The organism is Dyadobacter sp. AC419, assembly GCF_979253085.1.
Map to the genome: position 1 here is coordinate 99,265 of NZ_CEEDCD010000019.1, position 26,499 is coordinate 125,763.

At 45.5% G+C, this 26,499-nt stretch carries 23 protein-coding genes and 2 pseudogenes; 15 read left to right on the plus strand and 10 right to left on the minus strand.

Annotated elements, in window-relative coordinates; translation table 11 throughout:
• Window positions 1–137: 137 nt before the first annotated feature.
• The 9 genes and pseudogenes from AC0IYG_RS14020 (at window position 138) to AC0IYG_RS14060 (ending at window position 8,686) form a co-directional block, all read left to right on the plus strand.
• Window positions 138–416 (plus strand): Arm DNA-binding domain-containing protein, encoded by a 279-nt coding sequence (locus tag AC0IYG_RS14020; RefSeq protein ID WP_471711684.1) that lies wholly within the window; start codon window positions 138–140, stop codon window positions 414–416.
• A 152-nt stretch (window positions 417–568) separates the two neighbouring features.
• Window positions 569–847 (plus strand): hypothetical protein, encoded by a 279-nt coding sequence (locus AC0IYG_RS14025; RefSeq protein ID WP_471711685.1) that lies wholly within the window; start codon window positions 569–571, stop codon window positions 845–847.
• Window positions 848–1,191: 344 nt separating this feature from the next.
• Window positions 1,192–1,700: pseudogene (locus tag AC0IYG_RS14030) on the plus strand (phage tail protein).
• Between the two features lie 51 nt (window positions 1,701–1,751).
• The gene (locus AC0IYG_RS14035; protein WP_471711686.1) at window positions 1,752–2,267 is read left to right on the plus strand and encodes a phage tail protein; all 516 of its coding nucleotides are present in this window, start codon (window positions 1,752–1,754) and stop codon (window positions 2,265–2,267) included.
• Window positions 2,268–2,313: 46 nt separating this feature from the next.
• Window positions 2,314–2,835: a phage tail protein gene (locus tag AC0IYG_RS14040; RefSeq protein WP_471711687.1), complete on the plus strand. Its 522-nt coding sequence runs from the start codon at window positions 2,314–2,316 to the stop codon at window positions 2,833–2,835.
• Between the two features lie 44 nt (window positions 2,836–2,879).
• Window positions 2,880–3,377, plus strand: coding sequence for a GNAT family N-acetyltransferase (locus AC0IYG_RS14045; RefSeq protein ID WP_471711688.1), 498 nt, complete (start codon window positions 2,880–2,882; stop codon window positions 3,375–3,377).
• Window positions 3,359–3,667, plus strand: a complete 309-nt coding sequence (locus AC0IYG_RS14050; protein ID WP_471711689.1) for a DUF6916 family protein — start codon at window positions 3,359–3,361, stop codon at window positions 3,665–3,667. The genes AC0IYG_RS14045 and AC0IYG_RS14050 overlap by 19 nt, the downstream gene beginning before the upstream one ends.
• 64 nt (window positions 3,668–3,731) lie before the next feature.
• Window positions 3,732–4,607 (plus strand): Ig-like domain-containing protein, encoded by an 876-nt coding sequence (locus AC0IYG_RS14055; protein ID WP_471711690.1) that lies wholly within the window; start codon window positions 3,732–3,734, stop codon window positions 4,605–4,607.
• Window positions 4,559–8,686, plus strand: a complete 4,128-nt coding sequence (locus tag AC0IYG_RS14060) for a T9SS type A sorting domain-containing protein (RefSeq protein WP_471711691.1) — start codon at window positions 4,559–4,561, stop codon at window positions 8,684–8,686. Before AC0IYG_RS14055 ends, AC0IYG_RS14060 begins: the two co-directional genes overlap by 49 nt.
• Before the next feature lie 480 nt (window positions 8,687–9,166).
• Here AC0IYG_RS14060 and AC0IYG_RS14065 read toward each other — a convergent pair whose 3' ends face one another.
• On the minus strand, window positions 9,167–9,616 hold the full coding sequence (locus AC0IYG_RS14065) for a VOC family protein (protein WP_471711692.1): 450 nt from the start codon (window positions 9,614–9,616) through the stop codon (window positions 9,167–9,169).
• Between the two features lie 230 nt (window positions 9,617–9,846).
• Between AC0IYG_RS14065 and tal the strand changes: the two are divergent.
• A pseudogene (gene tal, locus AC0IYG_RS14070) lies at window positions 9,847–10,955 on the plus strand (transaldolase).
• A 19-nt stretch (window positions 10,956–10,974) separates the two neighbouring features.
• Here the strand turns inward: tal and AC0IYG_RS14075 are convergent.
• From AC0IYG_RS14075 to AC0IYG_RS14100, 6 genes are all read right to left on the minus strand, one after another.
• A complete protein-coding gene (locus AC0IYG_RS14075; RefSeq protein ID WP_471711693.1) occupies window positions 10,975–11,514 on the minus strand; it encodes a hypothetical protein in 540 nt (179 codons plus the stop codon).
• Window positions 11,511–11,990, minus strand: coding sequence for an RNA polymerase sigma factor (locus AC0IYG_RS14080; protein WP_471711694.1), 480 nt, complete (start codon window positions 11,988–11,990; stop codon window positions 11,511–11,513). The genes AC0IYG_RS14075 and AC0IYG_RS14080 overlap by 4 nt, the downstream gene beginning before the upstream one ends.
• A 203-nt stretch (window positions 11,991–12,193) precedes the next feature.
• On the minus strand, window positions 12,194–13,054 hold the full coding sequence (locus AC0IYG_RS14085) for an NAD-dependent epimerase/dehydratase family protein (RefSeq protein WP_471711695.1): 861 nt from the start codon (window positions 13,052–13,054) through the stop codon (window positions 12,194–12,196).
• A gap of 147 nt (window positions 13,055–13,201) precedes the next feature.
• Window positions 13,202–14,005: a helix-turn-helix domain-containing protein gene (locus tag AC0IYG_RS14090; RefSeq protein ID WP_471711696.1), complete on the minus strand. Its 804-nt coding sequence runs from the start codon at window positions 14,003–14,005 to the stop codon at window positions 13,202–13,204.
• 64 nt (window positions 14,006–14,069) lie between these two features.
• Window positions 14,070–15,083: a helix-turn-helix domain-containing protein gene (locus tag AC0IYG_RS14095; RefSeq protein ID WP_471711697.1), complete on the minus strand. Its 1,014-nt coding sequence runs from the start codon at window positions 15,081–15,083 to the stop codon at window positions 14,070–14,072.
• Window positions 15,052–15,825, minus strand: a complete 774-nt coding sequence (locus AC0IYG_RS14100) for an SDR family NAD(P)-dependent oxidoreductase (protein ID WP_471711698.1) — start codon at window positions 15,823–15,825, stop codon at window positions 15,052–15,054. The genes AC0IYG_RS14095 and AC0IYG_RS14100 overlap by 32 nt, the downstream gene beginning before the upstream one ends.
• Window positions 15,826–16,022: 197 nt before the next feature.
• Between AC0IYG_RS14100 and AC0IYG_RS14105 the strand changes: the two genes are divergently transcribed.
• Both AC0IYG_RS14105 and AC0IYG_RS14110 read left to right on the plus strand, forming a co-directional pair.
• Window positions 16,023–16,949: an SDR family oxidoreductase gene (locus AC0IYG_RS14105; protein ID WP_471711699.1), complete on the plus strand. Its 927-nt coding sequence runs from the start codon at window positions 16,023–16,025 to the stop codon at window positions 16,947–16,949.
• A 75-nt stretch (window positions 16,950–17,024) separates the two neighbouring features.
• On the plus strand, window positions 17,025–17,933 hold the full coding sequence (locus AC0IYG_RS14110; RefSeq protein WP_471711700.1) for a helix-turn-helix domain-containing protein: 909 nt from the start codon (window positions 17,025–17,027) through the stop codon (window positions 17,931–17,933).
• Window positions 17,934–18,024: 91 nt separating this feature from the next.
• Here the strand turns inward: AC0IYG_RS14110 and AC0IYG_RS14115 are convergent, their stop codons facing one another.
• Window positions 18,025–18,228 (minus strand): hypothetical protein, encoded by a 204-nt coding sequence (locus AC0IYG_RS14115; RefSeq protein ID WP_471711701.1) that lies wholly within the window; start codon window positions 18,226–18,228, stop codon window positions 18,025–18,027.
• A 147-nt stretch (window positions 18,229–18,375) separates the two neighbouring features.
• On the opposite strand from AC0IYG_RS14115, the gene AC0IYG_RS14120 reads away from it, so the two are divergent.
• Window positions 18,376–19,347, plus strand: coding sequence for a hypothetical protein (locus AC0IYG_RS14120; protein WP_471711702.1), 972 nt, complete (start codon window positions 18,376–18,378; stop codon window positions 19,345–19,347).
• The gene (locus AC0IYG_RS14125) at window positions 19,280–22,060 is read left to right on the plus strand and encodes a choice-of-anchor Q domain-containing protein (RefSeq protein WP_471711703.1); all 2,781 of its coding nucleotides are present in this window, start codon (window positions 19,280–19,282) and stop codon (window positions 22,058–22,060) included. The genes AC0IYG_RS14120 and AC0IYG_RS14125 overlap by 68 nt, the downstream gene beginning before the upstream one ends.
• 81 nt (window positions 22,061–22,141) lie before the next feature.
• Here the strand turns inward: AC0IYG_RS14125 and AC0IYG_RS14130 are convergent, their stop codons facing one another.
• On the minus strand, window positions 22,142–23,671 hold the full coding sequence (locus AC0IYG_RS14130) for a M61 family metallopeptidase (protein WP_471711704.1): 1,530 nt from the start codon (window positions 23,669–23,671) through the stop codon (window positions 22,142–22,144).
• A 528-nt stretch (window positions 23,672–24,199) separates the two neighbouring features.
• Between AC0IYG_RS14130 and AC0IYG_RS14135 the strand changes: the two genes are divergently transcribed.
• Entirely contained in the window at window positions 24,200–25,132 is a 933-nt protein-coding gene (locus AC0IYG_RS14135) for a D-2-hydroxyacid dehydrogenase (RefSeq protein ID WP_471711705.1), read from the plus strand.
• Between the two features lie 22 nt (window positions 25,133–25,154).
• On the opposite strand, the gene AC0IYG_RS14140 is transcribed toward AC0IYG_RS14135, so the two are convergent.
• Entirely contained in the window at window positions 25,155–26,246 is a 1,092-nt protein-coding gene (locus AC0IYG_RS14140; RefSeq protein ID WP_471711706.1) for an NAD(P)-binding domain-containing protein, read from the minus strand.
• Window positions 26,247–26,499 lie beyond the last annotated feature (253 nt).

Genomic DNA, 26,499 nt, shown 5'->3' on the forward strand with positions numbered 1-26,499 from the left:
TCGAGAGTCACCTCTGAAAGCAAAATTGACTCACCAGAAATGGTTTAATTAATTGTATTACAGCCAGTTCACCTCGTAAACATCTTGATTTTTTAAGACCTGCAGACCTAATTTTATTCACATAAAACAGGTATGTTATGCTTAGTAAAACATTCACATTGCTCTTTTATTCAAAGAAACGCAGCAATTACTTAGGTGGTAAGTTGCCGATATATATGCGTTGCACCACGAATCGATCAAGATTTGAATTGGCAGTAAAAAGGGATTGCGAGCCAGAAAAATGGAATTCATCATCGGGAAGTTGTCAAAATGGATCAGTATTTTTCCGTTTTGTTTATACCAATAGACAAAAACTGGCAGCAAGACACGGTAACTGTTCAGATGTTGGATTTGCTACTGGTATTGGTAATACATGAACTTGACGGCTTAATGTTGAAAAAGCTGAGTCCGACCTGGGCCAGTTATGCTGGTGTCTTGGCGAAGCCAACAGAATATGAACGGGTGTTTCGCTGCCGGCCTAAGAGGGGCGTATGCAGCACCGAATTAAGGTTTGACAATTCTTTTTGGGATGAAAGAATCATTACCTCAAACTATCGACATCAAATTTATTGTTGGAGCAGGTTGGTTTAACCCTTACAAACGGTTGACCGGCCAGACCCCTGCGGCCTATCAGAAAAAAATTCTTTTACTTAACGATCAGGCCGCGTTGCGCATTTGCAGGGTCCCTGCGACCCATTGCTTTTTCAACAGGGCAAGACATTTGGATCCCCAGTCCATTTTTTATCTCCATTACCAGCTTCGCTTCTGTAAAGATCTGCAAGCACTCTTATACACCTATTCTACCTAATTGTCATTGAACTAGTACATAACCAAATGCTTTGAAGGTGGGAGTCAAAAACCGTATTTCTATATGCTTCCTTACCGATAACTAATTTTTTTACAATTTTTTGTTTAAATATGCCTAATATTAGTTCCGAAATGCTCCAAACCTAACTCAACAACTTCTAATGATTCCACTTCAAAAAAGCCGCCAGTTCCTTTCCAATATTTTCTATATTCCTCAAAATATCCTTCGCAAGTTCTGACTCTACCTCCTGCGATCAGGTTACACTCCTTTGCTACCCGCTCCGGCATTCATGTCGGAACTTCCACTTGTAAATCAGTAATCTATCAATAATCAAACGTTTCTACATGGCCGAACCATTTCTATCCGAAATCCGGATGGTAAGCTTTAATTTTCCGCCCAAGGGCTGGGCGCTTGCCAACGGACAACTCCTTCCTATCAATCAGAACCAGGCGCTGTTTTCGCTGCTGGGTACCACTTTTGGTGGTAATGGGCAAACAAATTTCGCGCTACCGAACTTCCAGGAAGGACCCCCGTCCACGAGGGTCTCGACAAAAGGCTTGGCCAACCAGGCGGAGAAGAATCACACACGGTGATAATCCCTGAAATGCCATCGCACAACCACAATGTTACAGCAGTAGATGCCGGGCCTTCGAACCAGAATGATCCTACTTCTGCTTACCTGGCCAACAGTGCACCCAACAATTTTTACAGCTCCGCGCCAAGCGGTTTAGTAGCGCTCCAGCCGGCCACCATTTCCACTGTCGGTGGAAATCAGCCCCACAATAACATGCAGCCATATCTGGTGATCAACTTTTGCATTGCATTGCAGGGAATTTTCCCAAGCCCTAATTGATGCCTGCAAACCATTATTTCATTTTTAATTAAACCAAAACCTTACAGTTTTATGGCACAACCTTATGTTGGGGAAATCAGAATGTTCGCTGGCAATTTCGCCCCGGTTGGGTGGATGTTATGCCAGGGGCAATCAATTCACATTTCAGATAATGACACCCTGTTTCAATTGATCGGAACCACGTATGGCGGAGACGGCCAGGACACGTTCAACCTGCCAGATTTGCAGGGACGCGTGCCAGTCCACCAGGGCCGCTCCTATAGCGGAACCACATACCAAATAGGAGAACAAGCCGGCAGCGAAGATATTACGCTTACAACGCAGCAGATGCCGAGCCATAACCACGCTATGCTCGCCTCGACGAATAGTGCGGACGTGGCCAGCCCGAATAGTGCATTGATCGGGGTTTCCACAACCATTAATGGCTTTATAGCAAGCGTGCCCAGCCAGCCGATGGCAGCAGATGTTCTTCCGATAGGAGGCAGTCAGCCGCATACGAATATGCATCCCTATCTGTGCGTGAATTTTATCATTTCGATGTACGGAATATTTCCTTCACCAACCTAAGTGCTTCAAAGGAAAATTCTTAAAATCTTAAAACTTTAAAAATACTATGGACCCATTCGTCGCAGAAATAAGATTATTCCCCTTCAACTTTGCCCCGCAGGGCTGGGCATTTTGCATTGGTCAAGTTATGCCGATTTCTCAGAATACCGCATTGTTTTCATTACTTGGGACAACCTACGGTGGTGATGGCAAATCTAACTTTGGCTTACCCGATATGAAGGCTTCGTCTCCCATGCAACAGGGCCAGGGAGGTGGACTTTCACAGCGTTACCTGGGAGAAAAGGGTGGGATGGAGACGGTTACATTGCTCGAAAGCGAAATACCGGTTCATACGCACATTATGAATGCCGCCCCTGAACCAGCAGAATTAAAAACACCCACCAACCAAGCACTTGCAGGCTCTACACAAGGGAACGTTTACAGCGACAGTACCCAACAACCCAACGTCCAGACCAATCTTACTACGTTGTCAATCGTAGGCAACTCGTTGCCCCACAACAACATGATGCCCTATCTGACTGTGAATTTTTGTATCGCCCTGCAAGGTGTCTACCCGCAACGCCCATAATCAACAGGATACGCATTGATTTTATTTTTCTGAATAAATACAAAATGAAGCTTACCAACACTGACCTTGCTTTAAGACCTATTGCCTTTGATGACGCTACTTTTCTGAGCCAGCTATATGCGAGCACGCGCGAAAACGAAATGCAGCAGGTTCCCTCATGGACCGATCAGATGAAAAAGGAATTCCTGACAAGCCAGTTCAAAGCGCAGCAAGAGTATTATCAGAAAAATTACATCGGTGCCCATTTCTGGATAATTGAATATGAGCACAAAATGATCGGGAGACTTTATCTCGACATGAATTTCCAGGGTAAGGGTATGCGGATCATCGACATTAGCATCCTGCCTGCATACCGCAACCGCGGTTTTGGCCAAGGGATCTTTGAAGATCTCATGAAAAAAGCAGCAGAGCTTAACACTCCGCTCAGCATTCATGTGGAAACCTTTAATCCAGCAAAACATCTGTATACCCGCCTGGGATTTAAAGTTATCAGTGAAACCAATGGAATTTATCATTTAATGGAATGGAAACATACGATCTGAGTAAGCTTACCGCAGCAGAATTTCAATCACAAAAAGGCGAACGGGTGATGATCCAATTTGCACAAAACCTTTCGCTGCCAGCCACCATCGTGGCAGCAAACCAACTTGGCGGCTACTCGCCACTCGAACGGGGTCCATTTTCGGTGGAGTTTCAAACCACTGCCCAAAACAGTGTGTACGAACAGGGTATTTACAAAGTCCTTGTGCAGGACGGTAAATCACTGGACCTGTTCCTGGTTCCAATCGCCCAGAATTCGGACGGAACGCGCTATGAAGCTATTTTTTCCTAACCTGACTTCTGAAAACATTCAATACTTCTTTTAATGAATCAAATTTTTCCTTCAAACTAAAACCATGAAAAAATTCTACTTCTACCTGGCAGGGCTTGCCTTGTTGGCCTCGGGCAGCGAGATGGTTAGCAAGCTCACAGGCAACGTATCCATTGCTTACGAGCGCTTGGAAAAACCGGCTGCAAACTCCATTCAGAAAACACAGGTAAAAATTCCATTTGTACGCAAAAGGTCAGGACCCAAAAGATTACTTGCACCAGCGCTCACCGCTACAAACACCTACGCTATCACTAATGGCAGCAACACCGCAGGCGGAGAGCTCGAATATACCATTGTAATTACTAACAATGGGCCTGATGCCGCCACCGGAACAACATTTAGCGAAACGATAGACGTTAATACAACACTGGTGACCGGCTCGGTTAAAGTAAGTCCGGTTGCCGTAAATGACAGCTACGTGACGATCGGAAATGTGGGTATCAATGTCGCATCGGACCAGGGTCTTTTTCAAAATGACGTGAGTCCGTCAGGTTCCGCACTGAGTGTCAACGGCCTTACCAATGTTATCACTGCAAATGGCGGAATGGCCACAATTACTGCCAATTCCGGTGCATTCACCTATGAACCCATGGCCGGCTTTACAGGCACAGACAGCTTTACCTATACCATCGAGAACGGCTCGGGCCTTACTGCTTCTGCCACTGTATCCATTACAGTTTCAAGCGCTATCTGGTTCATCGATGATGATGCAGCTGGCGGCGGCACAGGCACACTTTCCAGACCGTTTAACTCATTGGGTGCATTTCAGGCAATTAACACAGGGGAGCAAACCGTCCCCAGGACGGGCACTCCATCTTTATATATAGCGGCAATTATGACGGTGGCATTACGTTGCGTAACAATCAGAAAGTGTTCGGTCAGGGGGCAGGCTCATCACTGATTGCACTCACTGGCCTTGCTGCGCCCAGCGGTAGCAATTTGCTTCCGGCTACCGGCGGCGCGCGCCCGTCCATCGTTAACTCTGGCGGGGACGTGTTTAACATGTCCGGCGCAGCCACGGTCCAGGGACTGAACATTGGCAACAGCTTAGGCGCCAAATTTACAAGTGGTGCCAGCGGGAAGTTCACGGCAAGCGAAATTAACCTGACCGGCACAGGCGCTGCGTTCAATATTTCGGGTAAAGAATTGGCTGCTGTATTTGGCGAGGTTTCATCCAGCGTTAGCGGAAGCAGTCCGATCAAGCTTTCAAACGTTACGGGAGGTATCGTAATTTTTTCGGGAACACTCACGGCTACCAATGCTCCGGCTGTTGATATTACCGGAGACATCGCCATAAATGTGACCCTGAATACGGTCAACGCGAACGGTGGGAACAAAGGGATAATCATTTCGGGTACCAATGGTACATTTCAGGTTACCGGCAGCGGAACTAGTGCCGGAACTGGTGGGACTATCCAAAACATCAGCCAGAGAGGCATTGATTTGCAAAACACCACCAACATTATATTGAAAAATATAAACCTGGTAAATGCTAACCAGGTCGACGGCACTACACCAGCCGGTACTACATCTCCTGCGGACATCAACAATTCAGGGGCCAATGCAGCAGTGTTTGCACTTAATACCAACGGCTTGACTATGGACCGTGTATTTATCAGCGGAACGGTAGCACAGGAAGGGATAAATCTAAGGGGTTGCAGTAATTTCAATTTTACAAATGGTGCCATCGGTTCATCAGGTTCAGCAGCCAATTCGTTTGAAGGCTGTATTTTCGCCGTCAACACGGGTGGAACAAATAGCATTGTGAACTCGACCTTAAGTGATCCGGGTGGCCGGGTAGCTTACTTTGCCAATTTCAGCACCAACATGACAAAGCTGACCGTTGACAACTCAGTGTTCCAGGATGCGGATGGCGCTTCGGGCTTGCAGGTGATTGGCTATGGCACTTCTGTCATGAATGTAAAGGTGACAAACAACTCAAAATTCTTGAACTGCCGCACCGCCGGAATAGAAATATATGCGAATGACAACAGCCAGGTTACCAGTGACATCCGGGGTTCGGGGGTTGATCCGGGCAACGGCATTGGCAGAGGTATCGATGTGGCTGCATTCAATAATGCCACTGCCAAATTTCACCTGGAAGGCAATTCAGTAAAGCACAATGGTGGGATTGGGATTAATACCTTTGCATTTCAGAACGGTTTTATGGAAGGAACCATTCTCAATAATACAACCGAGAATGCAGTGGGTTCCAATGCTGTCTCAGGAATTGTTAGCTCCTCGGAAGGCATTGAACCGGGTCTGAATACAGCCAGAGGAACGGTCCTTATCCAAGGGAATACGGTAAAAAATGCAACTAACATTCATGGCATCAGTATCCAGGCCACCAATACGGGCGGCGCGCTAAACAATTATACGATCAGCAACAACAATGTTGAAGTTACGGGAGCCACTTCGTTTTTCTATGGCATTGATGTAACTGCACCAAGTCTGGGGGAAGTTACCCCCAATAACAGCGCTAAAATTTGCTCGAATGTGACGGGTAATGTTATCACCTTGCCCACGCCCACCCGCATTGCCTTCCGTGCCAGAGCCGGTAGTCCGATTTCGGAAGTTCGCTTGCAGGGTACCGGTTCTACCGTACCCGCAGTATGGAATGCTGGCGGCAACACGCCTGTCGACCGTGCTATACAAAGCGGATTAGGCACCATATCTTATAATGCTACATGTGTATTGCCTGGCGCTGTCAATCTTCGCGAGGCTATCGCAGAAGATATGTCCTCTGGGAAACAAGATGCCAGTTCTGCCACCGCTGTTGTTACCCAAACCCAGCTGAATACTGCGGCCGCCACATCTGCCAAACAACCCATATCTAAGGAACTTACCGATTCAGTTGCGCCAAGTGCAGCCAGAACGGAAAATGCACAAGCTGGCGAAACGGTAACAGTGAATGGAACGGGGAGCGGTTTTACCTTAGCCAGCGGCAAAAGTATCACCATCAAGTTCAAAGTAACCATCAACAGCGACATTGCGCCTTCCGTCTGCCTGCTCTCTACGCAGGGTACAATTTCCGGAAGCAATTTTAGCAGTGTATTGACAGATGACCCCGCTGGGCCTGGTTCAAACGATGCAACGGTTACCGCTATCACTTCAACCCCAGTCATCACTTCCTGCCCCGGCGATCAGACATTGTCACCCGATGCAGCAAGTTGTACTTCTACGCAGAGCTTTACGGTAGGCGTGGATGCATGTCCGGCGGCCACCATCACTTACACGGTCAATGGGAATCCAATCACTTTCCCATACGCATTCCCTGCGGGAGCTACAACTGTTCAGGTCACTGCATCCAACGGCATTGGCACTGGGCCAACCTGTTCGTTTGTCGTCACGGTAACGCCTACACCAGCACCACCAATCACAGACGAGCCGGATCCACAGACCATTTGTGCAGGTGCAAACACTTCTTTCGTTGTGGCATCTTCCCAGTCCGGCCTCACTTATCAATGGCAGAAAAAACCGTTTGCAGGATCATTCAATGATATTACGCTTGCCGATAATGCATCTGCAGATGACGCTACATTAACTTTGAGCAACGTTCCGGCCACGGATAATCAGTCGGAATACCGATGTATTATTTCAAATCCATGCGGCAGCAGCACTTCGGCGGCAGCAGTTTTAACGGTAAATGAGATCACAAGCGCAACAGTGAGTGGAACAACGACGGTCAATCAGGGAGCGATTCCACCCGTTGTTACATTTGAGGCTGCGGGCGGCACTCTGCCTTATACATTTACTTATCATGTGAATGGCGGCAGCAATGTGACGGTTTCCACGACAGTAGCTGCAACGACGGCAACGGTAAGCCAACCAACGGGTGTTACAGGCGTATTCAACTATGAACTTGTAAGCGTTTCAGATGCATCATCCTGTTCGCTGACGCCTTCCGAGGTGCAAAGCACCACTATCACGGTTGCTAATGATCTTTCTGCAACCATTTCGGGAACGGTAAACACTTGTCAGGACGCAACCCAGCCCCTGATAACCTTCTCGTCGGTCAACGGGATAGCACCTTTTACATTTACTTATAACGTTAACGGCGGTGCGGATCAAACCGTGTCGACAACGGGTTCCAACACAACGGCGACTTTAAGTGTATCCACCAGCACCACTGGAACATTCATTTACACCTTAACGAGCGTCAGCGGCGCAGGTGAGGCATCGAGTTCTGTATCCGGACAGACTGCCACGATTAGCGTAAGCGAATCGCCGACCATTGCTCTTTCCGGCGCGCAATATGAATGCGCGACCAACCTGAACACGTACACAGTGTTGTTTACAGCCTCGCCGGGAGCAATTATCACGTCCGACTTGGGCGTTGTAAGCGGCAATACCGTAACAGGTATTCCAAGCAAGCAAACCGCGACGATAACTGCCACATTAGGGACCTGTTCGACAACGCTGGTCGCTTTCAAGGATTGCTCGCTGCCGGTTACCCTAATCGAATTCACTGGCTCTAACGTTGAAAATACAGCTGTTCTGCAATGGCGGACCGCAGAAGAAACTAATAGCGACAGGTTTGATATAGAGCGCAGCAGCGATGGTAAAAATTGGCAGACTGTGGGCACTGCAAAGTCTAATGGCGAAAGCTTTACGCTAAAATCTTACGGATTCGTAGACAGTAAACCGAGCGCAGGCGATAATTATTATCGCCTGAAAATGATTGATCTGGACAGAACTTTTGCTTACAGCCGGGTCATCAATGTGGCATTTGCCGTTTCGGTTCTTCAATCCGGGTTTCATCCAAACCCGGTTTCGGACTTACTTTACCTGACCAGCACCGATTGGAGCCAGGTCAAATCAGTCGAAATTTTTAATATGGTGGGCAAGTCGGTTTACCAGTCAGGCGAAGCAGTACAGCAACGCATTTCTATTAAGCACTTGCCTGCGGGAATGTATGTTTTGAAAATCAGGCATACCAACGGCGAAGAGGTCAGCCGACGGGTCATGCTTAATCGATAAGCCCGGGCGAGCGATATTTTTATTATAGTTGATTTCAAAAACAGAAAACTATCGGAAGCACTTTCCGCTAGTTTTCTGTTTTTTAAGTTACGGCTTTACAGGAACATGGAATTTCACTTGGAGTACATGCTCACTTTGGAGCGTATCTAAGAACCAGATGGAAGAAAATTAAGCGCGTTTAAGTTTGCTTGCCTGAAGCACAAATCTAATTTTTGGCCGCAATGTTGGCACACCAAAACCTTATCATCGCTGGTGCGATGTCGGCAGCGTTTTATGGGGAGAAGAAAGCTTGGTGCCTTTGCCAGCCTACCAAAAACATCAAAATCATGATGGGTACGCTGGTCAAAGGGCTTAGTTACTCTAAACTTACTTTGGATCTAAATTCACTTTTCCCGGCAGTGTCCTACAAAACCATGCCTTTATAAAATTACGTATAGTGCCGCGTTAGAGCTTAATGTTGCAAGTGTTATTGTAGTATTATCAAGACTTTTTTTGTTTTAATGAAAGTAGTTTAGCGTTTGGTAAATGGTCCATTGCGGCATTAGTTTGATCGGACGCAGCAGGCGTAAAGAAGTTTACCAGGTTTCCATCTGGATCACGGAATAACATCGAACGGTTCCCCCAGGGCATGGTTGTTGGTATCTGAAAAATATTATCGCCCAGAAAGTCTTTAAGATTATTAAATTCAGCATCAACATCATTCACCTGAAACTCCAGTATTACGGAGTGGTTTGAAGCCGGTGTCGCCAGATGAGCTCCTCCGAAAAGTTGTAAGGTGCGGGTACTGCCTATCGCTATTATGAAAGATGAAGAACGTAATTCTGCAAAATCGTCCGTGTGCCGGGTAACCGGCAAGCCTGTAACCCTTTCATAAAAACCAATGAGCGGGTTAATATCTTCGGTAATAATTCGAATGGATGTAAATTTCATAGGATTGAAGAATTCGTTATTGTCTTTCCAAAAGTATGTAGCGGCAATGACAGCTGTATGTCAGTAGGATGACTAGAACTTCGTTTTTGTACAAATTTCATTTAATGGTTAATGTTAAGAGATATTGATTCGTGACAGTTACGGTCCAATCCGGCAACAATCTACATTTGTATACATTGGCACGATTATTAAATGGGCGCTTTAATACTTATTATAAACGAATTCTGAGTATGGATATCAATAAAGTGAAACAAATACATGATTTCGGCCAGAGCATTTGGCTGGATTTTATTGATCGTAGGATCATTTTTTCGGGAGAATTAAAGAGATTGATTGACGAAGATGGTGTGCGCGGCGTCACATCTAATCCTGCCATTTTCGAAAAAGCCATTAGCGGCAGCTCCGATTATGACGAAGATATTACCCGACTAACCAAAGATGGCCTAACTACTGATGAAGTATTCTTTCAAATGGCTGTATCTGATATCAAACTCGCATGTGATGTGCTGGCACCTGTATACAACGAAGAAGATGTAGTCGGCGTTGACGGGTATGTCAGCCTGGAAGTATCCCCGTTCCTTGCGCACGATACCCAAGCGACCATTAGGCAGGCGCGCGAGCTCTGGCAGCAGGTTGATAAAGAAAATGTAATGATCAAAATCCCGGGTACTGAGGCTGGAATTATTGCAATCCAGACAGCCATTAGCGAGGGGATCAACGTGAATGTTACTTTGCTGTTTAGCCTTGAACGTTATGAAGCGGTCGTGGAAGCATATATTTCGGGCCTAGAAAACAGGGACAGACAAGGATTGCCTATCAATACTGTATCTTCAGTGGCCAGCTTTTTTTGAGCCGAATAGACATTTTAGTAGACCCTTTCTTAGAAAAGAATGGCCTAGGTGACCTGCACGGGCAAATTGCCATTGCATCCGCAAAAATGGCTTATCAAATTTATAAACGCATGTTCAGCTCCGACCGCTGGAAAAGATTAGCTGAAAAAGGTGCAGTTCCGCAGCGATTGCTTTGGGCAAGTACAAGCAGTAAAGATCCCGGTTTCAAGGATACGCGATATGTCGAAGCACTCATCGGGCCGAACACGGTCAACACCATCCCACTGCAAACGTTAGAAGCATTCCGGGACCATGGCGATCCGGCAAGCCGCCTGGAAGAAGACGTGGATAATGCAGCAACTATTTTACAAAGGGTAAAGACAGCTGGGATCGATATGGGAGCTGTTGCTGTCCAGCTAGAAAAGGAGGGAATCGACAAGTTTATCGAGCCTTTCCAAAAACTGCTGGATGCGATTGAAAAGCAAAAAGAACAGTCAGGGGATACATAATATGATCGAATTAAATTATCTATGATTGCCAATTTTCAATGCAATCACCTATTCTCTTTATTTTGGCGGACCAAATCTTATAATTTAAATAAGCCTGAATAGCGACAAGCAAAACTAAGCCAAAAAGCGTCCAGTTTTTATCAGTATTGAGCTCTATCGAGGAAACAAAAAAGATCAATAGACAAGCCAATGAGACCGTCCGTGTCAGCAAAGAAACTACAGCGTATCCTTTAAGCTTTTTGTGGTAACTGGCCATTGACTGCAAAATATTTTCTCCGGATATGACATTCTTTGCTGCCAAGTAGCCCGTCAAGGCATGGATGATGACCATGAGAAAAGATCCAATAAGTAACAAATTAGCGTATAACGGTTTTTTGTCCCCATCAAACATCGTATAGTAAACAGCCAGAAATATGACGTACGACACCATTTCTATGGCAAGCCGCAGTCTGATAGCATTTAACTGGTTATTACCTTTTTTTTTCATTGGCTGCTCTTTCATGCCGGTATTTTCCGGCCTGATATTGTTCCAATCGTTTTTCAATTCATCAATATTCATTTTGCTGGATTTAATGTTTTTTTCAACTTAGACCTAATCCTTCCCATTTTTACGGCGATATGGTTTTCGCTCAACCCTGTTATTTCCGCCATCTCGCGATAGTCGAAATCTTCGAAAAACAATGCGAGTAAAGCCCTGTCTGCTTCATTTAACTTTTTAAGTATGGCAAACAGCTGTTCTTCTCTTTCCCGATTTTCATAATCAATGTTGCTGTCTTCTTTATCCGGTAACCGCTCGGTAAATGATAACGTTATACGCTTCTTTCGATAACAGGCCATTGCGGTGTTAAGGGCAATTCTATATATCCAAGTACTTTGCTTGGACTTTCCCTCGAATTTTGGGAAAGACTGCCACAACTGTAAAACGATCTCTTGAAAAAGGTCCTCTCGGTCTTCAAGGCTGTCCCGGTAAAGTCGTGACACTTTGTGAATGGTGGCTTTATGTATGGCGATCATCTCCAAAAACTGTTTTTCCATGCTATTTGTTTTTGACAAAATGAAATGATTGTCCCTTTAAGTTGGCTTTGAGGTCTTTCATGGTGTAATCTATATCTTTTTCAAATTCAAGTTGAACGCGAAGGGTTTTTCACTGTTAATCCGCACCATTAGTAGCGATTTATTGAAAAAGATGACAAGTGATAAAGAATTATTTATTTATTGAAAGCCAGCCCAGGGTATGGCTACAAAATATCAAGATCGCGGGCCACATAATAGCTAGGCACCAATGGCCGGAAGCCGGTTTTCCTGCGGAGTTTGGAAATATCCTGAACGCCTTGAAAAGGGTCATTAAGCGGCCCGTCCTTTCCATCAAAGGTATCTGTCGCTTTTCCGACAGAATCAGCCAGTTCATACAAAGTGATTGGCGCATCGTCGGCCACATTGAAGATTTCGCCATCCAATCCTTCAATGGTAAGCAGCAGAACCAGTGCCTGCGCAACATCCAGGTGATGTACCATGTGCATGCGCGATCCTGAATGCATGTTCAGTTTTTTAATGTATGGGATAATTTCGGCGATGTGGGGGTCTTTATCACCGTAAACAAAGCCAAGACGCAAGATACGAACGTCAAATCCCTGGTTTTGCTGCATCTCGATCAATTCCCTTTCTGCCGCGATCTTGCTGGAAGAGTAAGCGCGTGGATCGTTGATATCCACCTGTTCGTTTTCTTTTGCAGGGCGGTGGTAACCTGACCCGTACACATTAGAGGTGCTGGTAAAAACAAATCGTTTGACACCGGCTTCGTGTGCTGCTTGCGCTAATGCGATACTTCCCTCGTGGTTGGTTTTGATGATGCCTTCGTTATCTGTAAGGGTTCGGAAGAGCGCGGCAAGGTGAATAACGGCATCCATGCCAGCTACCGCCGCAGGCAAGGTGGCTGGTTCAAAAAGATCGCCGGTTATGGGTGTTGCGCCGAGTTCTATCAATCCGCCAGCCTTTGCCATGTCCCTGACCAATATCGATACATCAAAACCTTTGGCTATCAACCGTGGCACTAAACGGCTGCCTACTTTTCCTGTCGCTCCTGTTACTAAAATTTTCATTGTTGAATGATTTAATGATGATACGGCAAAATTAGGCCGCAGTTGGGCGGAGCAGCCAATCAATATCAAACCAATAACTATGATTTTCAAACCTTGCGAAAACTGTTCGGTGTGCTGCCTGTCAGGCGTTTGAAATAGTTATTGAAATCAGGCGGGGTACTCAAATCCAAGCGCATAAGCGATCTCGGCCACGCCCCAATCACTGTGTTGCAACAGTGCTTTTGCTTCGACAATAATGCGCGAGGATATATGCGCCGAAGTGGTTTTGCCCGTCGTTTCCCTGACAGACCGGTTCAGGTAATTGACATGTACATTTAAATGTCTGGCATATTCCTGGGGACTGCGCAAGTGGAGCGGTTGGTCGCTGCGTTCTATCGGGAACTGCTTTTCGAGCAGGTCAATGAAAAGGTGTGCAAGGCGGCTTTCGCCATTCTTGATGGTCGAGACATGCTGCGCCGGCTGTATTCGAAGAGCCTCGTGGATGATCAGCGCAATGTAGTTTTTGATCAGATCGCCTTTGTAAAGATAGTCTCCATCGTAAACAGCCAGCATTTTCTCAAAAAGGCCACTCATAAATGCAGCTTGTTCCACATTAAGGGGTACGACTGGATTTTCGCCGACGTGGAAAAGCGGGGAGTCTTGTAATTCCCGGCCGTTGAGGAAGGTTTCGGTAAAGATACAGGCATAACCACTGGTACGATTAACGCGGCGGACAAGCGCGTGCTGCACATGCGGGTTCACGAAAAAGAGTACCGTTCCTTCAATGTTCAGTAGCTGACCGCCATAATTAATGGTCATGTGGCCGTTAACTATCCCCATTTTATAAAAGTCGCGCCGCCCAGCTTTAACCGGAACTTCTATTGATTCCGGAAGGGCGTGAACTTTAAAACCTTTAAGGCGAAGGTCCACTTCATTCAGTCCTGGTATTCCAGTTTTCTCTTCTTCTAGCATAGGGCAAAGTTAATAAAATCAATCCTTTGCCATTCTCATTTTTACTGCTTTTAAGCGAATGTTATTACGTGAACGAAGCCCTGAATTCCATTGGAGACTGATTGGTTTTGTTTTTGAAAAGCTTGCTGAAACTTTGCGAATGTTCAAAACCGAGCTCATAGGCAATTTCCGACATACTTAACTGCGTCGTGGTCAGCCGCTCTTTTGCTTTCTCGATTACTTTTTCATGAATGTATTGCTGCGCATTCTGCCCGATAAGCGAACGGAGCATATCACTTAGGTAACCTGGCGAAAGGTTCAGTGTTTCAGCGAGATATTGAACGGTAGGAACCCCGTCATGCAGGGATTGCTGGCTGTTCAAATAGTTATCCAGTATGGCCTCTGTTTTCGACAGTATATTATCGTTGACCACTTTGCGGGTAATGAACTGCCGCTTGTAGTAGCGGTTCACATAGCTCAACAGCAATTCAATATGGGCGATCATGAGCTCCTGACTGAATTCATCCACACGGCTGTTGAGTTCCTTTTCCATGTTCCTGTAAATCGAAAGGATGTTTTCCTTTTCTGTGTCGGATGAATGCAGTGCTTCATTCGCTGAATATGCGAAATAACCATACTGCCTGATCTTACTTGCCAGCGGGTGACCCATTAAAAAATCGGGGTGTATGAGCAAGATGTAACAGTAGGTTTTGCTATTATAATCTGTGCTGCCCACTAATTGGTTAGGCGCCAGGAACAGCATGCTTCCTTCATCGTAATCGTAATAGTCCCTTCCATATTTTAGCCTTCCGTTGTTATCGGTGATGAAGGTGATCTTGTAGAAGCTGAGCAGGTCGTAGATAGGCGCCATGCTTGTATTGAAGGGGTTGCTCTCGTTGAAATGGACGAGGCTGATCAACGGATGCTGCGGTTTAGGCAAGCCAAAAGCCTCATGCGTTTCCGATATGGTTATGAACCGTATCAATTTGTCTTCCTTATTTTTCATCATATAAATGTAACAAAACCCCGTGACTGTTTCCAGCCACAGGATATTGACTTTCTTACTATCACCACGGAACAATGTTGTCTGGTCCAGCATAATGAGCGGGTCCCGTAAAACTCCCTGTCGGCAGGTCTTCTGACAAGGCCACTCTTATTGGCTCTATGGATCCTTCTTCCACCGTATCGGTCCCCTGAAAATTATTGAGTGCCGTTGCCGTAAAACCAGGACTAACCAAGTGTACTTTGATATTGGTATTTGCCAAATCGATGGCCAGTGAAAGGAAAACGCCATTGAGCGCGGTTTTGGATGCCCCATAAGCTGCATCGAAGGCTGAGCGGTAGGGGTTTGCAGGATTGGCATTCAAAGTAAGCGAACCCAGTGCGCTCGACACGGTCACAATCCGTGCTTTTTCCGCCTTCCTCAATAGAGGTAAAAAGGCTTGTGTCACGGCAAGTGTACCAAACACATTCGTTTCCCAAACCACTTTCATTTCGTCGATCGGTACGATACTGGCGCGCTGAGCCCCGAGAACCTCTTCCATCGTGCGCCCGGGATTCCCCGCATTCGAGATGGCCGCGTTATTGACCAGCAGCGTCAGGTATCCGGCTTCGCTTTGAATTTGCATTACTGCTGCATCGATGGATTGGGCATCGGTAATGTCCAATTGGATCGCTTTTGACTGTTTGCCGATCTCGGTAACGGCAATCTCCCCCTTGTCCTTGTTTCTGGAACCGACGTAAACGGTATAACCTTCATCAGCAAGTGATTTCGCGATCTGGTATCCGACGCCTGTATTTGCTCCTGTTACCAGTGCCACTTTCTTTGTTTCTGTCTGCATATCATTTAAATTTTTACACAGCAAAATTCCGCGATCGTGACAAGGCGCTTGTAGCCGAAACAGGAAATGTTGTAGCCAAATTGAGGGTGTATTCGAATACACCTTCTCACCCTCCCTTTCCACTACAATATTATGACTTTTGGCTACATCCGGTTTTTAATGGTTTAAGAACTTTGCATTAACAAAATCAATAAAAGATGCAGCACGAAATCAAAAATTGGACAGCAGCTAATATTCCTCAGAGAAGCAATGGTTTAGCTGTAATTACAGGCAGTACAGAAGGTGTAGGATATGAAGATGCGCTGGCTTTATCAGCATCAGGATGGAATGTGATCATGATGGGGCGTAATGCGCAAAAAGGGGCCGAATCCATTGCTAAAATTCATGAGATTAGCCCAAAGGCAAAAGTCACTTTTGAGAAAATAGACCTTGCAGATTTATCTTCAATTAAAGCCTTCGCCTCGAAGATGATTTTAAAAGGTCAAGCCATAGACCTTCTAATCAATAATGCTGGCGTAATGACACCACCAAAACGACTGGAAACAGCTGACGGTTTTGAGTTACAATTCGGGACAAACCATATTGGTCATTTTACATTAACAGCACAACTTTTGCCATTATTATGCAAATCACCAGGTGCTCGTGTTGTTACCGTTTCGAGTGTGGCAAATAGGGGAGGAATAATCAATTTTGATGACCTTCAGTCTAAATCATCGTATGCTCCGGGAAAGGCATACAGTCAGGCAAAACTTGCAAACCTGATGTTTGCCTTAGAGCTTCAGCGGCAAAGTGAAAGGCATGGTTGGGGCATCACAAGTATCGCTGCACATCCGGGTGTTTCCAGAACAAATTTACTTATTACCGGTGCAGGGCGATGGAGCGCCGCAGGAATTACGAGAACTTTCCTGCCGTTTTTGTTCCAGCCGTCTGCACAAGGAGCTTTGCCAACATTATATGCTGCTACTTCTCCGGATGCTAAGGGAGGTTTGTATTACGGTCCGGACAAAATGAGTGAGACCAGAGGGTTTCCATCTATCGCAAAAATACCTGCACAAGCATTAGATGTAAACGTTTCCTTGAAATTATGGGAGGTATCCCAGGCATTAGCCAAAGTTGAATTTTAGCATAACGACCTTTGCGACAAGGCAAGTTTGAAAATTATTCAACGCAAGAACCCTGACAAAAATTAACTTTACGAAATGGGAAATTTAAAACCATTCAGATTAAAATCCATCACCGAACTACACCGTATAGGAGGATATGTGAAGCCGCAACATCCGCTCATTAGTATTATAAATTTGGAAGGACTGGCCAATAACACCAATATCACCTCAGTGATATTCGATTTTTTTGTAGTGTCGATGAAAAGGGGTTGTGATAAACTTTTTTACGGGCAGCAGAAATACGATTTTGACGAAGGCGTGATGGCTTTTTTGGCTCCGGGACAAATACTGCGTGGTGAAGACAACGGTATGCCTCATAACCTGAATGGGTGGATGCTATTTATCGATCCCGATTTTTTATGGAACACATCACTGGCAAAAAAAATCAAACAATATGAATACTTTGGTTACAACACCAATGAGGCATTGTTTCTGTCCGACAAGGAAGAAACCCTGATCAATGCAATTGTTGACAATATCAGAAGCGAGTACAGTTCGAACATTGACAAGTTTAGTCAGGATGTGATTATAGCCCAATTAGAAGTTTTATTTACCTACTCACAGCGGTTTTACGAACGCCAGTTCATCACCAGAAAAATAACCAATAGCAGTATCTTGGAGCGCTTGGAAGTAGTGCTAACGGAATATTTCGAAGACAACGACCTGGTGTCTAAGGGCCTGCCGACCGTCAAACATGTTGCCGAAAAACTAAATGTCTCAGCCAAGTATTTAGGTAGTTTACTCAAACAGTTAACCGGGCAAAGTACCCAGCAACACATCCACGAAAAGCTGGTAGAAAAGGCCAAAGAGAAACTATCGACGACCGAATTAACGGTAAGCGAAGTTGCCTATGCTCTAGGCTTTGAACATTCGCAATCGTTCAACAAGCTCTTTAAGGCAAAGACGAAACAAAGTCCGCTGGAATTCCGGCAATGCTTTAACTGATCTGTGGACAGGGCTGGGATAGTTTTCGCCCGCCAGGCCCCGAGTAGGCGAAGATGATGGCCAATCTGGGTATTACCCAGGCCATCATGCCTTATTTTGGAGCGTTTTCGATCATCCTGGGATTAACGTTATTTTTCCCGCAAACCTTTTTTCTGAGCAATGTATTCTCGGCCATCACCATAGTTTTGATCATGGCTTTGTCATTGAGGGCGGGAGACACAAAAACAGCATTGATCGAGATCCCGTTTCTGGCTTCGCCCTTGGTATTGATATGCAAGGCGTAACCCGGTGGCATAGCAAGAATTTGCTATTGCACTTTGGCGGCTGGTTGTCGTTTTTTGCTCTATAAAACCTGACATACTCCGGAGTTCGTTACTTTCTCTGGTTGCTTCCATCCTCCCTCGCCCTTTTAATCTACTCAACGCCGTTAACGCTAAGCAAAATGAAGAAACTTTACCCACGTAGCCTGAACCTGCTTTCCTTAATCCTATTTACATTTCTGACCATCCAACCGCTGTTTTCGGAAGCATTCGGCGCAGCGCAGGTGCAGGATCCAAATCCCGCTGGCGATTTGCGGCAGGTTGAAATTTCGAAACAAAGTCCTTCAAAAAGCCAGTTTGCGAAAATGCTTGCAGCAGGCAGAAAGAGAATTCCGGCCAATCGTGAGGCGGAAAGAAAACCTGCGAAAGCACAAAATACAGCCAGAAAAGGGAGCAAAACTGATGTGCTTCCGATCGTCTTTGTAAATGATGATGCAGACGGGTCAAATGATGGAACAAGCTGGGAAAATGCGTACTGGGAACTGGCGGAAGCCCTTAAATATGCCCATGAAAATCCGGGTGTGGAGCAAATTTGGGTTGCTAATGGAAACTACTATCCCTTCTATGATAGTGACTATATAAATCAACCCGGCGAAGCCGCGAATAACCACACATTTCTGTTACCGGCTGATATCAAGATCTTTGGCGGATTTGCAGGCACTGAACAGTCGCCTGAAGAACGCAAGCTGAATATAGCTGCCGGTAAAACGCCATTCAGTATAGATGAAGATGAGGAGCCGGTCTCTATTCTGGACGGACGCGGGTTCGCCTATCACGTGGTAACTTATGCCGGTAATGCAGGCAGCGCAAGTCTGGACGGGTTCGTCATTACAGGAGGAAATGCAAATGACGGATCGAATGCTTCCGTCAACGGACTTAATATTCCGCGAAATGTCGGAGGCGGGATCGTCGCCTTTAATGCTACACCATCATTGAGCAATCTTTTAGTCACGGGTAACGCTGGGCTCGATGGCGCTGGCATTTATGCTTCTGGGTCCGACTTTATCTTAACCAACTCCATTGTCAATGCCAATCCCGTGGCCGGCAAGGGCGCGGTTTACCTCTTTAAATTCCTCTGCTGTATTTACCAATAATACGATTGCAGCAAGCACCGGACAGACGGGTGCCGGAGTCGTGTTTGCAGGCGCGGCTCCGAAAATCCGTAACACAATTATCAGTGCTAATCTCGGCGATCCAGGCATTGCAGTAGAAGTGCTTGACGGAGCAGTGCCTTCTTTTGCCAACAGCATTGTTCCCGGAAGTGGCGGGAGCGGATCCTGGAATGGTGCCTTTGGAACAAATCTGGGTGGTAATCTCGACGTGAATCCTTCTTTTTTTGACGAAACCAATGGTTTTTTTGGATTGAATCCGGGCAGCCCTGCCATTAACAAAGGCAACAATGTGTTTTTGCAACCCGCTCAGACACCTGATTTGTCGGGCATCACAACCGATCTTCGCGGAACCCCGCGGATCACAAAAAATACCGTAGATATTGGCGCGCTGGAAAGTGTTTTCGAAATTTTATCAACTTCACTCACACCGAATGACGACGGAATATTATTTGTCAAAAAAGGCGGCACCGGCACAAAAAACGGGAACGACTGGAACAATGCCGCGGCAGAAGTAGCGGACGCACTTTTTGCCGCACGGCTCATTAATGTAAAACAGATCTGGGTTGCAGGTGGCACATATTATCCACTTTACCGTCCTGATGACTTCTCAAATGCTGATCCGAACAGTCGGTTTAATGCATTCGTACTGGCCGGTGCCACTGAGTTGTACGGTGGTTTTAAAGGAAACGAGTCTTCGCTAGCAGAACGTGATCTCCGGCTTAAAGAAAATGCAAGTATTTTGAGTGGCGACTTTAATCAGGATGATAATATTGATTTTACCGACCTGTACAACAATGGGGCCTCGGGTGAATTCAGTGAAAACGCCTACCATGTTGTTTACGGAATGCACCTGAATTCGGATCATGTATTGGATGGTTTTACGATTGAAGGAGCGAATAACGCATCTTCAACGAATGATGAAAATCTTTTTATTCTTGAAACAGCCACCCGCAATGATTTTGGCTCGGGCATTACCGTTTATAATACGCTCAAAACAGCCGTCTTTAAAAATCTGGTCATCAGGAATAATCTGGGAAATCTGGGCGGAGGATTCGCTGGATTCGGCGGCAGTTCCTGGATCATCAATTCTTCCATCTACCACAATTATGATAAGGGATATGGCAGTGGCATATTGTACACAAACAGCTCGCCTGGACTTGCGATCCTGAATACGACGGTGGCGCGAAACGTGTCTGAACCGGGGCAGTTCGGCTTTGCTGTCACGATTTTCGATGGCGAACCTACGGCGGTCCTCAACAGCATTATCGCAGAAAATGCCTTACGGGATAACCCGGGTCAGTCTCAGGTCAGCTTTTTTAGTAATAGCGCTGCTGATTTTGCCAACAGTATCGTAGAAGGAAGCGGAGGAAGTGCAAACTGGCAGTTCGAGAACTTCGGAGATTTTGGAGGCAACCTGGATACGGATCCGCAATTTGCTGACATGAATGAGCGTGACTTTTCACTGGATGTATGCAGCAGGGCAATCGATGCGGGGGATATCAGCAAGTATCCTCAACAAGTTCTTCCAATAACAGATTTGGCTGGTAATAACAGGATATTCAATGATAAGGTGGACATCGGCGCCTTTGAATTTCAAGGTGTAAGGCCACAAAATGCCATTGCCTTGGCTGGAAATGGCACAACCAGTTTTTTCTCATTCGCTGATGACGGCTATCGGCCAGCGCATACTTTCACCACAGCAGGTAATGTTTGCGATGCAGATATGCTGACATTGATACCGGGCAATATCAGTGGCAACGTTACGGCTGCCGTTTGGGTGGATGCGCAGGTCAACTCCTATGCCGGCGCCGTATATCTTCAACGACACTTTGATGTAAGTCCTATCGAAAATCCTGAGTATTCATCGGGACGCGTGATTGTTTATTTCACCCAGGCAGAATTTGATGCGCTGAATGCAAAACTGACTGAACCGAATTTTCTACCGACAGGAAATGCAGAAGGGGAAGACGAGAGAAAGGCTAATCTCAGGATTTATCAGTTTCACGGATCGAGCTCCGACGGCACCGGAAGCCCCGCATCATATACAGAATCGCGGACGGTCATTGATCCTGATGATAATGATATCGTTTGGAATGCTGTGCTAAGCCGTTGGGAAGTAGCCTTCGACGTAGAAGGATTTAGCGGGTTTTTTGGAGGAACAGTTGCCCAGAATCCATTGCCAGTGCGGTTGATCAGTTTTGAAGGAAGGCAGACGGATGATCAAAAAGTAAAGCTCGACTGGAAGGTTGCCGAGCAGGAAAACATTAATGTATACGAGATCGAGTACAGTGAAAATGGAAGAACTTTTAGCAAAATCGGCCAAGTAACCGCGAATGCTCTTGCGAACACGGAGTACAGCTACACCGATTCACTCACACATTCAGGCGACCGTGCTTATTACCGCCTGAAAATCCTGGAATTTGATGGCAAAACAGGATATAGCAAATTGATATCCCTGAAACTGCTGAATGATGGCGGAATAATCGCTTATCCGATTCCTGCCAGGAACGAACTCTGGATCGATTGGAAAAAGAGCAATGCGGAATCTGTTGACTTGGTCGATTTAAAAGGCAGAACCTTGAAGACAGTAAAGAAAGCTTCCGGAATCCAGAAAATTGATATATCCGGATTGTCTGACGGTGTTTATTTATTGAAGGCGGATGGGAATAATGCGCTGAAAGTGGTGAAGGAATAATTCATATCGCTGAATCTTGCAAGAGCTGTCCTGCGTTGATTGGCAATGTTATTATAAAATTCGTTGATTGATAGGGAAATGCTATTGATTAATCCAGGCCTTTCGCAAGGAAAGTTGAGTTTTTGAAGGATTAGCAATAATGGTAATTGCTTTAGAAGCCGGATCATAAGCAAGTCCGGCCTTCTGCAAACTTTCTTTAAGAGGAATCGGCTTTCCTTGCTCAACGTAATCTTTAAAAAACTGACGGATCTCGGGAAATGTCATTGCTGTAATTTCATCAAACAATTGATCGTCTTTGAAAGCCTTCTCCGGACCAAACTTTTTCATAAGCATTTGCATTAAATCCTGCGTGCCTGTTTTCCCTTGGGAAAGTTCTCTGAGTCGTATATCAAGGCATAAACCAATCAAAGCGCCCTTTTGGTAAAAATTCATATATTGATCCTGCCGCTCGATCGCTTTGGAGCTCATCTCAGTCATGGAAAGATGATTATCGAAATGTTCCATTCCCTTGATTTTTCCCTCAATTACTTTGGTAAAATCCGGCAGGCTCATCATGTGTTGCTTGACAGGCATATGCATGGTAGCATATTCGGTCATTCCCTCATAGAGCCACAAATGTTTTGATAGCACAGGATCAAGGAAATCGAATTTCAGTATTTCCTCGGAGTGGATGTTGAGTGGGGTTAAAATGTGAAAGAATTCGTGTGAAGCGACGCCCATTAGTGCCTCAGGAAGTTGATCCAGTGTTTGTGAAGCGTATAAACAGACCGTCGAATTGCTGTGTTCCATACCGTCACCCATTATTCCTCTCGGCATTTCTTCGTGATAAATGAGAAATGCATAGTCCTTTACAGGTAACGTTCCACCAAGATATGCCTGCTGATTTGTCAGAATCGTTTCCAGCTTATTGGCCAGGATCTTTGAAAATGACTTTTGCTTATCCGAATAAAAAGAAACCAGGACATTGGTGTTACCGACTTTTAGCCAGGTGGTATCCGGCACACAATAAAACACCGGGGAGTCGACGAGACTTCGGTAATCTTTTGCTGAGGTTACATCGGTTGTGTCATTTTCAGGAATGTATTTCAGCGCGGAAGAAGGATAGAATTTTGTGTTTTTCTTAACTGTGATATCATAGCCAACACTTTTAATTTCATCAAAATATCCGACAAGCGAATTATAATTGATAATAAATAAACTATCCTTTTTAAATGTGCTGCCCGGAGATTTTGCTCCTCCGATATTTTGCAAAAGGTGCTCCCAACCATCGGATACGAGATAGCTTATTTTAGCAGCGTTTTTCAGGTCCGCAACCATCCACGTGTTCACATCCAGCTTTTTGACCTCAATTGATTCTCCCTTCGCATTAACTGCCTTAAATTCCGATACATACTGACCGAAATCCATGGCATCATAATAGCCGGGAACCATCCTGGGAATTATGTATTTTCCTTCATTTAGGTTGTTCTTAGGAGGCGTAAATGATACAAGAACTTTATCATCATTAATATTCAGCAAGTCGATTTTATACTGATAATTTTCAGTGGGTGCCTGTGCTGCCAGTTTCGTAGACAATGCAAGTAGCACAATTAATCGTTTGAGGGTTTTCATGTATTTGAATCTAAAATCTTGCTTGTCAATTTATCCGACTACAACGGTCAGCGCAGATTGCAGGTTCCTAATGTGGTCTGCAAGGTTACCTGGTCCATTGCATCATCGCTATTCAGTTCATTACTTCCGTACATCGCCGATGCGAAACTATCTATGCCTATTTCCATATTTGGTCTTCTGTTTTCACATCTAATGAGTGCAGATACACCTGTCGGTTTTTCATATCAGCCTGCTCAATTTTGATCACGCAAATTTCCACATCATGCATGACTAAAACGATGACATTTGCCTTAAAATATCGTAGACATTTGTCTATGAAATGCTTTGAACATTGGTTTTCGGAGTTGAAATGAGATCGCGATAAAGCGGCTAGCCTTATCAGCCGGGAACAATTGATTTGAAAAATGAGACCTAAGCGTTTATTAACTAGCCGTACCTGGTGGAACGGTATTTTATTCCTAGCCAGTGCCGGAGAAAGCAAACCATGCACCAACATCACATTCACCAATCCGGATTAACCACAGATTTATGAAGATTTTAATATATGCCGACTTGCAGCCTGAGTATCTGGAAGAATTAGTAAAGCAATTGCCAAAGGATGCGGAGTGTATTTTGGGACGCGATTTGTCGGAGACTGAACTGAAAAGCGCGTTTGAATCCTCAGAAATTGTGATCGGCAACCTGCCAGTAGAAATGCTTGAAAGCGTCCCTGCTTCTCTGAAATTCTGGCAGCTGGAACAGGTGGGTTTTGAAAATTACAAAGATGTGAAATTCAAAGGCACTGTGGCCAATGTTGGCGATATGTCAGCCGCGGCTTGCGCTGAAACGATCGTTGCAGGTGTTCTGGGCTTTTATCGCGGCGTGCATTTAATGGTCAGAAACCAGTTGGAACAACGCTGGGTAGGGGAGAAAGCAGAGCAGGAACTTTCAATATTAGGTGAGAAAAACGTAATCATACTCGGTTCAGGTGCAATAGGCGAGCACGTGGAAAAGATATTGACAGCCTTTGGTTGCAGCGTAAAAATGACCGCCAAAAGCGATCCGCAGGCAGACATTCATTCCTTTGAAGACCTTTTGAAGCAGCTGCCGGAAACGGATCTGGTTGTCAACACCTTGCCTGGAAATCTGGATAAATATGTTTCTGCTGAATTCTTTGATGCGATGAAAAAGGGTTCGCTTTACGCCAATGTCGGGCGCGGGAACACAACTGACGAAACTGCACTGATCCAGGCGTTGGAAAGCGGTAAACTCGCGGGCGCAGTGTTGGATGTAACTGAAAAGGAGCCACTGCCGAAAAACAGGAGATTGTGGAAAATGGAAAATGTGATCCTGACCCAGCACACGGGTGCAGCCCATAAAGAGCGCGATCGGGATAAGGTGAAAAAGTTTACCGAAAACGTGAAGCAGTTTCTGAAAGGAGCTAAGTTAAAAGACGAAGTAAAACTCTCGGAAGGATATTAAGAACAAATTTCTAAGATAGCCCTCACTTCCCAATCATGCCTAATGTGGCCATTAACTCCCTGGCGGCTACGGGTCCCGCTCTGTTAGCGCCAATGGTGGAAGCCGATGGGCCGTATCCAGGCAAATGGATACGTGGCTCTTTGGCAACCATTGTTGCAAACCGGCCCGCCATCATAATGCCGCCACTTTCCTCTCTGGGTAAAACCGCGTCCAAATGCTGTAATGCTCCTCTGAAACCAGTGTTCCATAGAATAACGTTGGCTTCTACTTCCTTGCCATCTTCCCATTCAACCCCATGCTTTGTGATTTTGCTAAACATGGGGAAACGTTCTAATACGCCTCGCTTTTTCATTTCAATGATTTCGGGTGACAATGGCAGACCGGTAACAGAAACCACAGACAAAGGCAGCAACCCTTTCCTGACTCTTTCTTCCACCATAGCCACAGCATTATGACCAGCTACGTCGTCAAAAGGCCCTTCTCTAAATACTGGCGGCCGGCGGGTAACCCATGTGGTCGTGGTCACTTTTGAAATCTGATCAAGCAATTGAATGGCGGATATTCCACCTCCAACCACTACAACATGCTTGCCTTTGAAGTAATCAGAAGTTTTAAAATCCCGTGTATGCAGTTGTTCACCTAGAAAAAGATCAGCTCCCGGATACTCGGGAATGTAGGGGTTTTCCCAGGTTCCGGTGGCATTAATGATACCCAGTCCAGAAAATAAAGTTTCGGAAGACTCTATGTAAAACCGCTCATTGTGGAGATAAACAGTATCCACTTTCAACGGGCGATAAACTTTGATGTCAAATTTTTGTTCGTAAAGCGTATAGTAGTGAGGCACCGCTATGCTGGCTTGAACAGTCCCGCTATCCGTATCAAGCGTTTCCTGAAAAGACATTCCGGGAAGGTCATGAATTCGGTTTACAGTGCTTAGTGTGAGAGAAGGCCAGCGGAATTGCCAGGCACCACCTGCCGAAGGCGCGGCATCGAGCACAATGAAATCAGGACCAATAGATAAGCCCATCTTCTTTAATTGGTAAGCTGCCGAGAGACCGGCCTGACCGGCTCCTATGATTACAATCTTTGTCTTATAACGGACTTTATCTGCCATTTATAGTTCTTTAAACATCGTTGCAAGCCTGTTGTTACATCATGTTTGAGTACACCAACCACAGACCTGGATACGCCTGAGCACTGCTAAACAAAACAATTTTTTTGTATGCCAAAGCTCATTGGTCAATATTCTTTTAACGCTTTCGGCAAGCCAGGTACTTTGATCAAAAAACCTTTCTAATAGTCTCCGGTACAAATGGCCAGTCCATTTTCAAACACTTTCCAGTGGTATGATTCTTATAATCTCTATC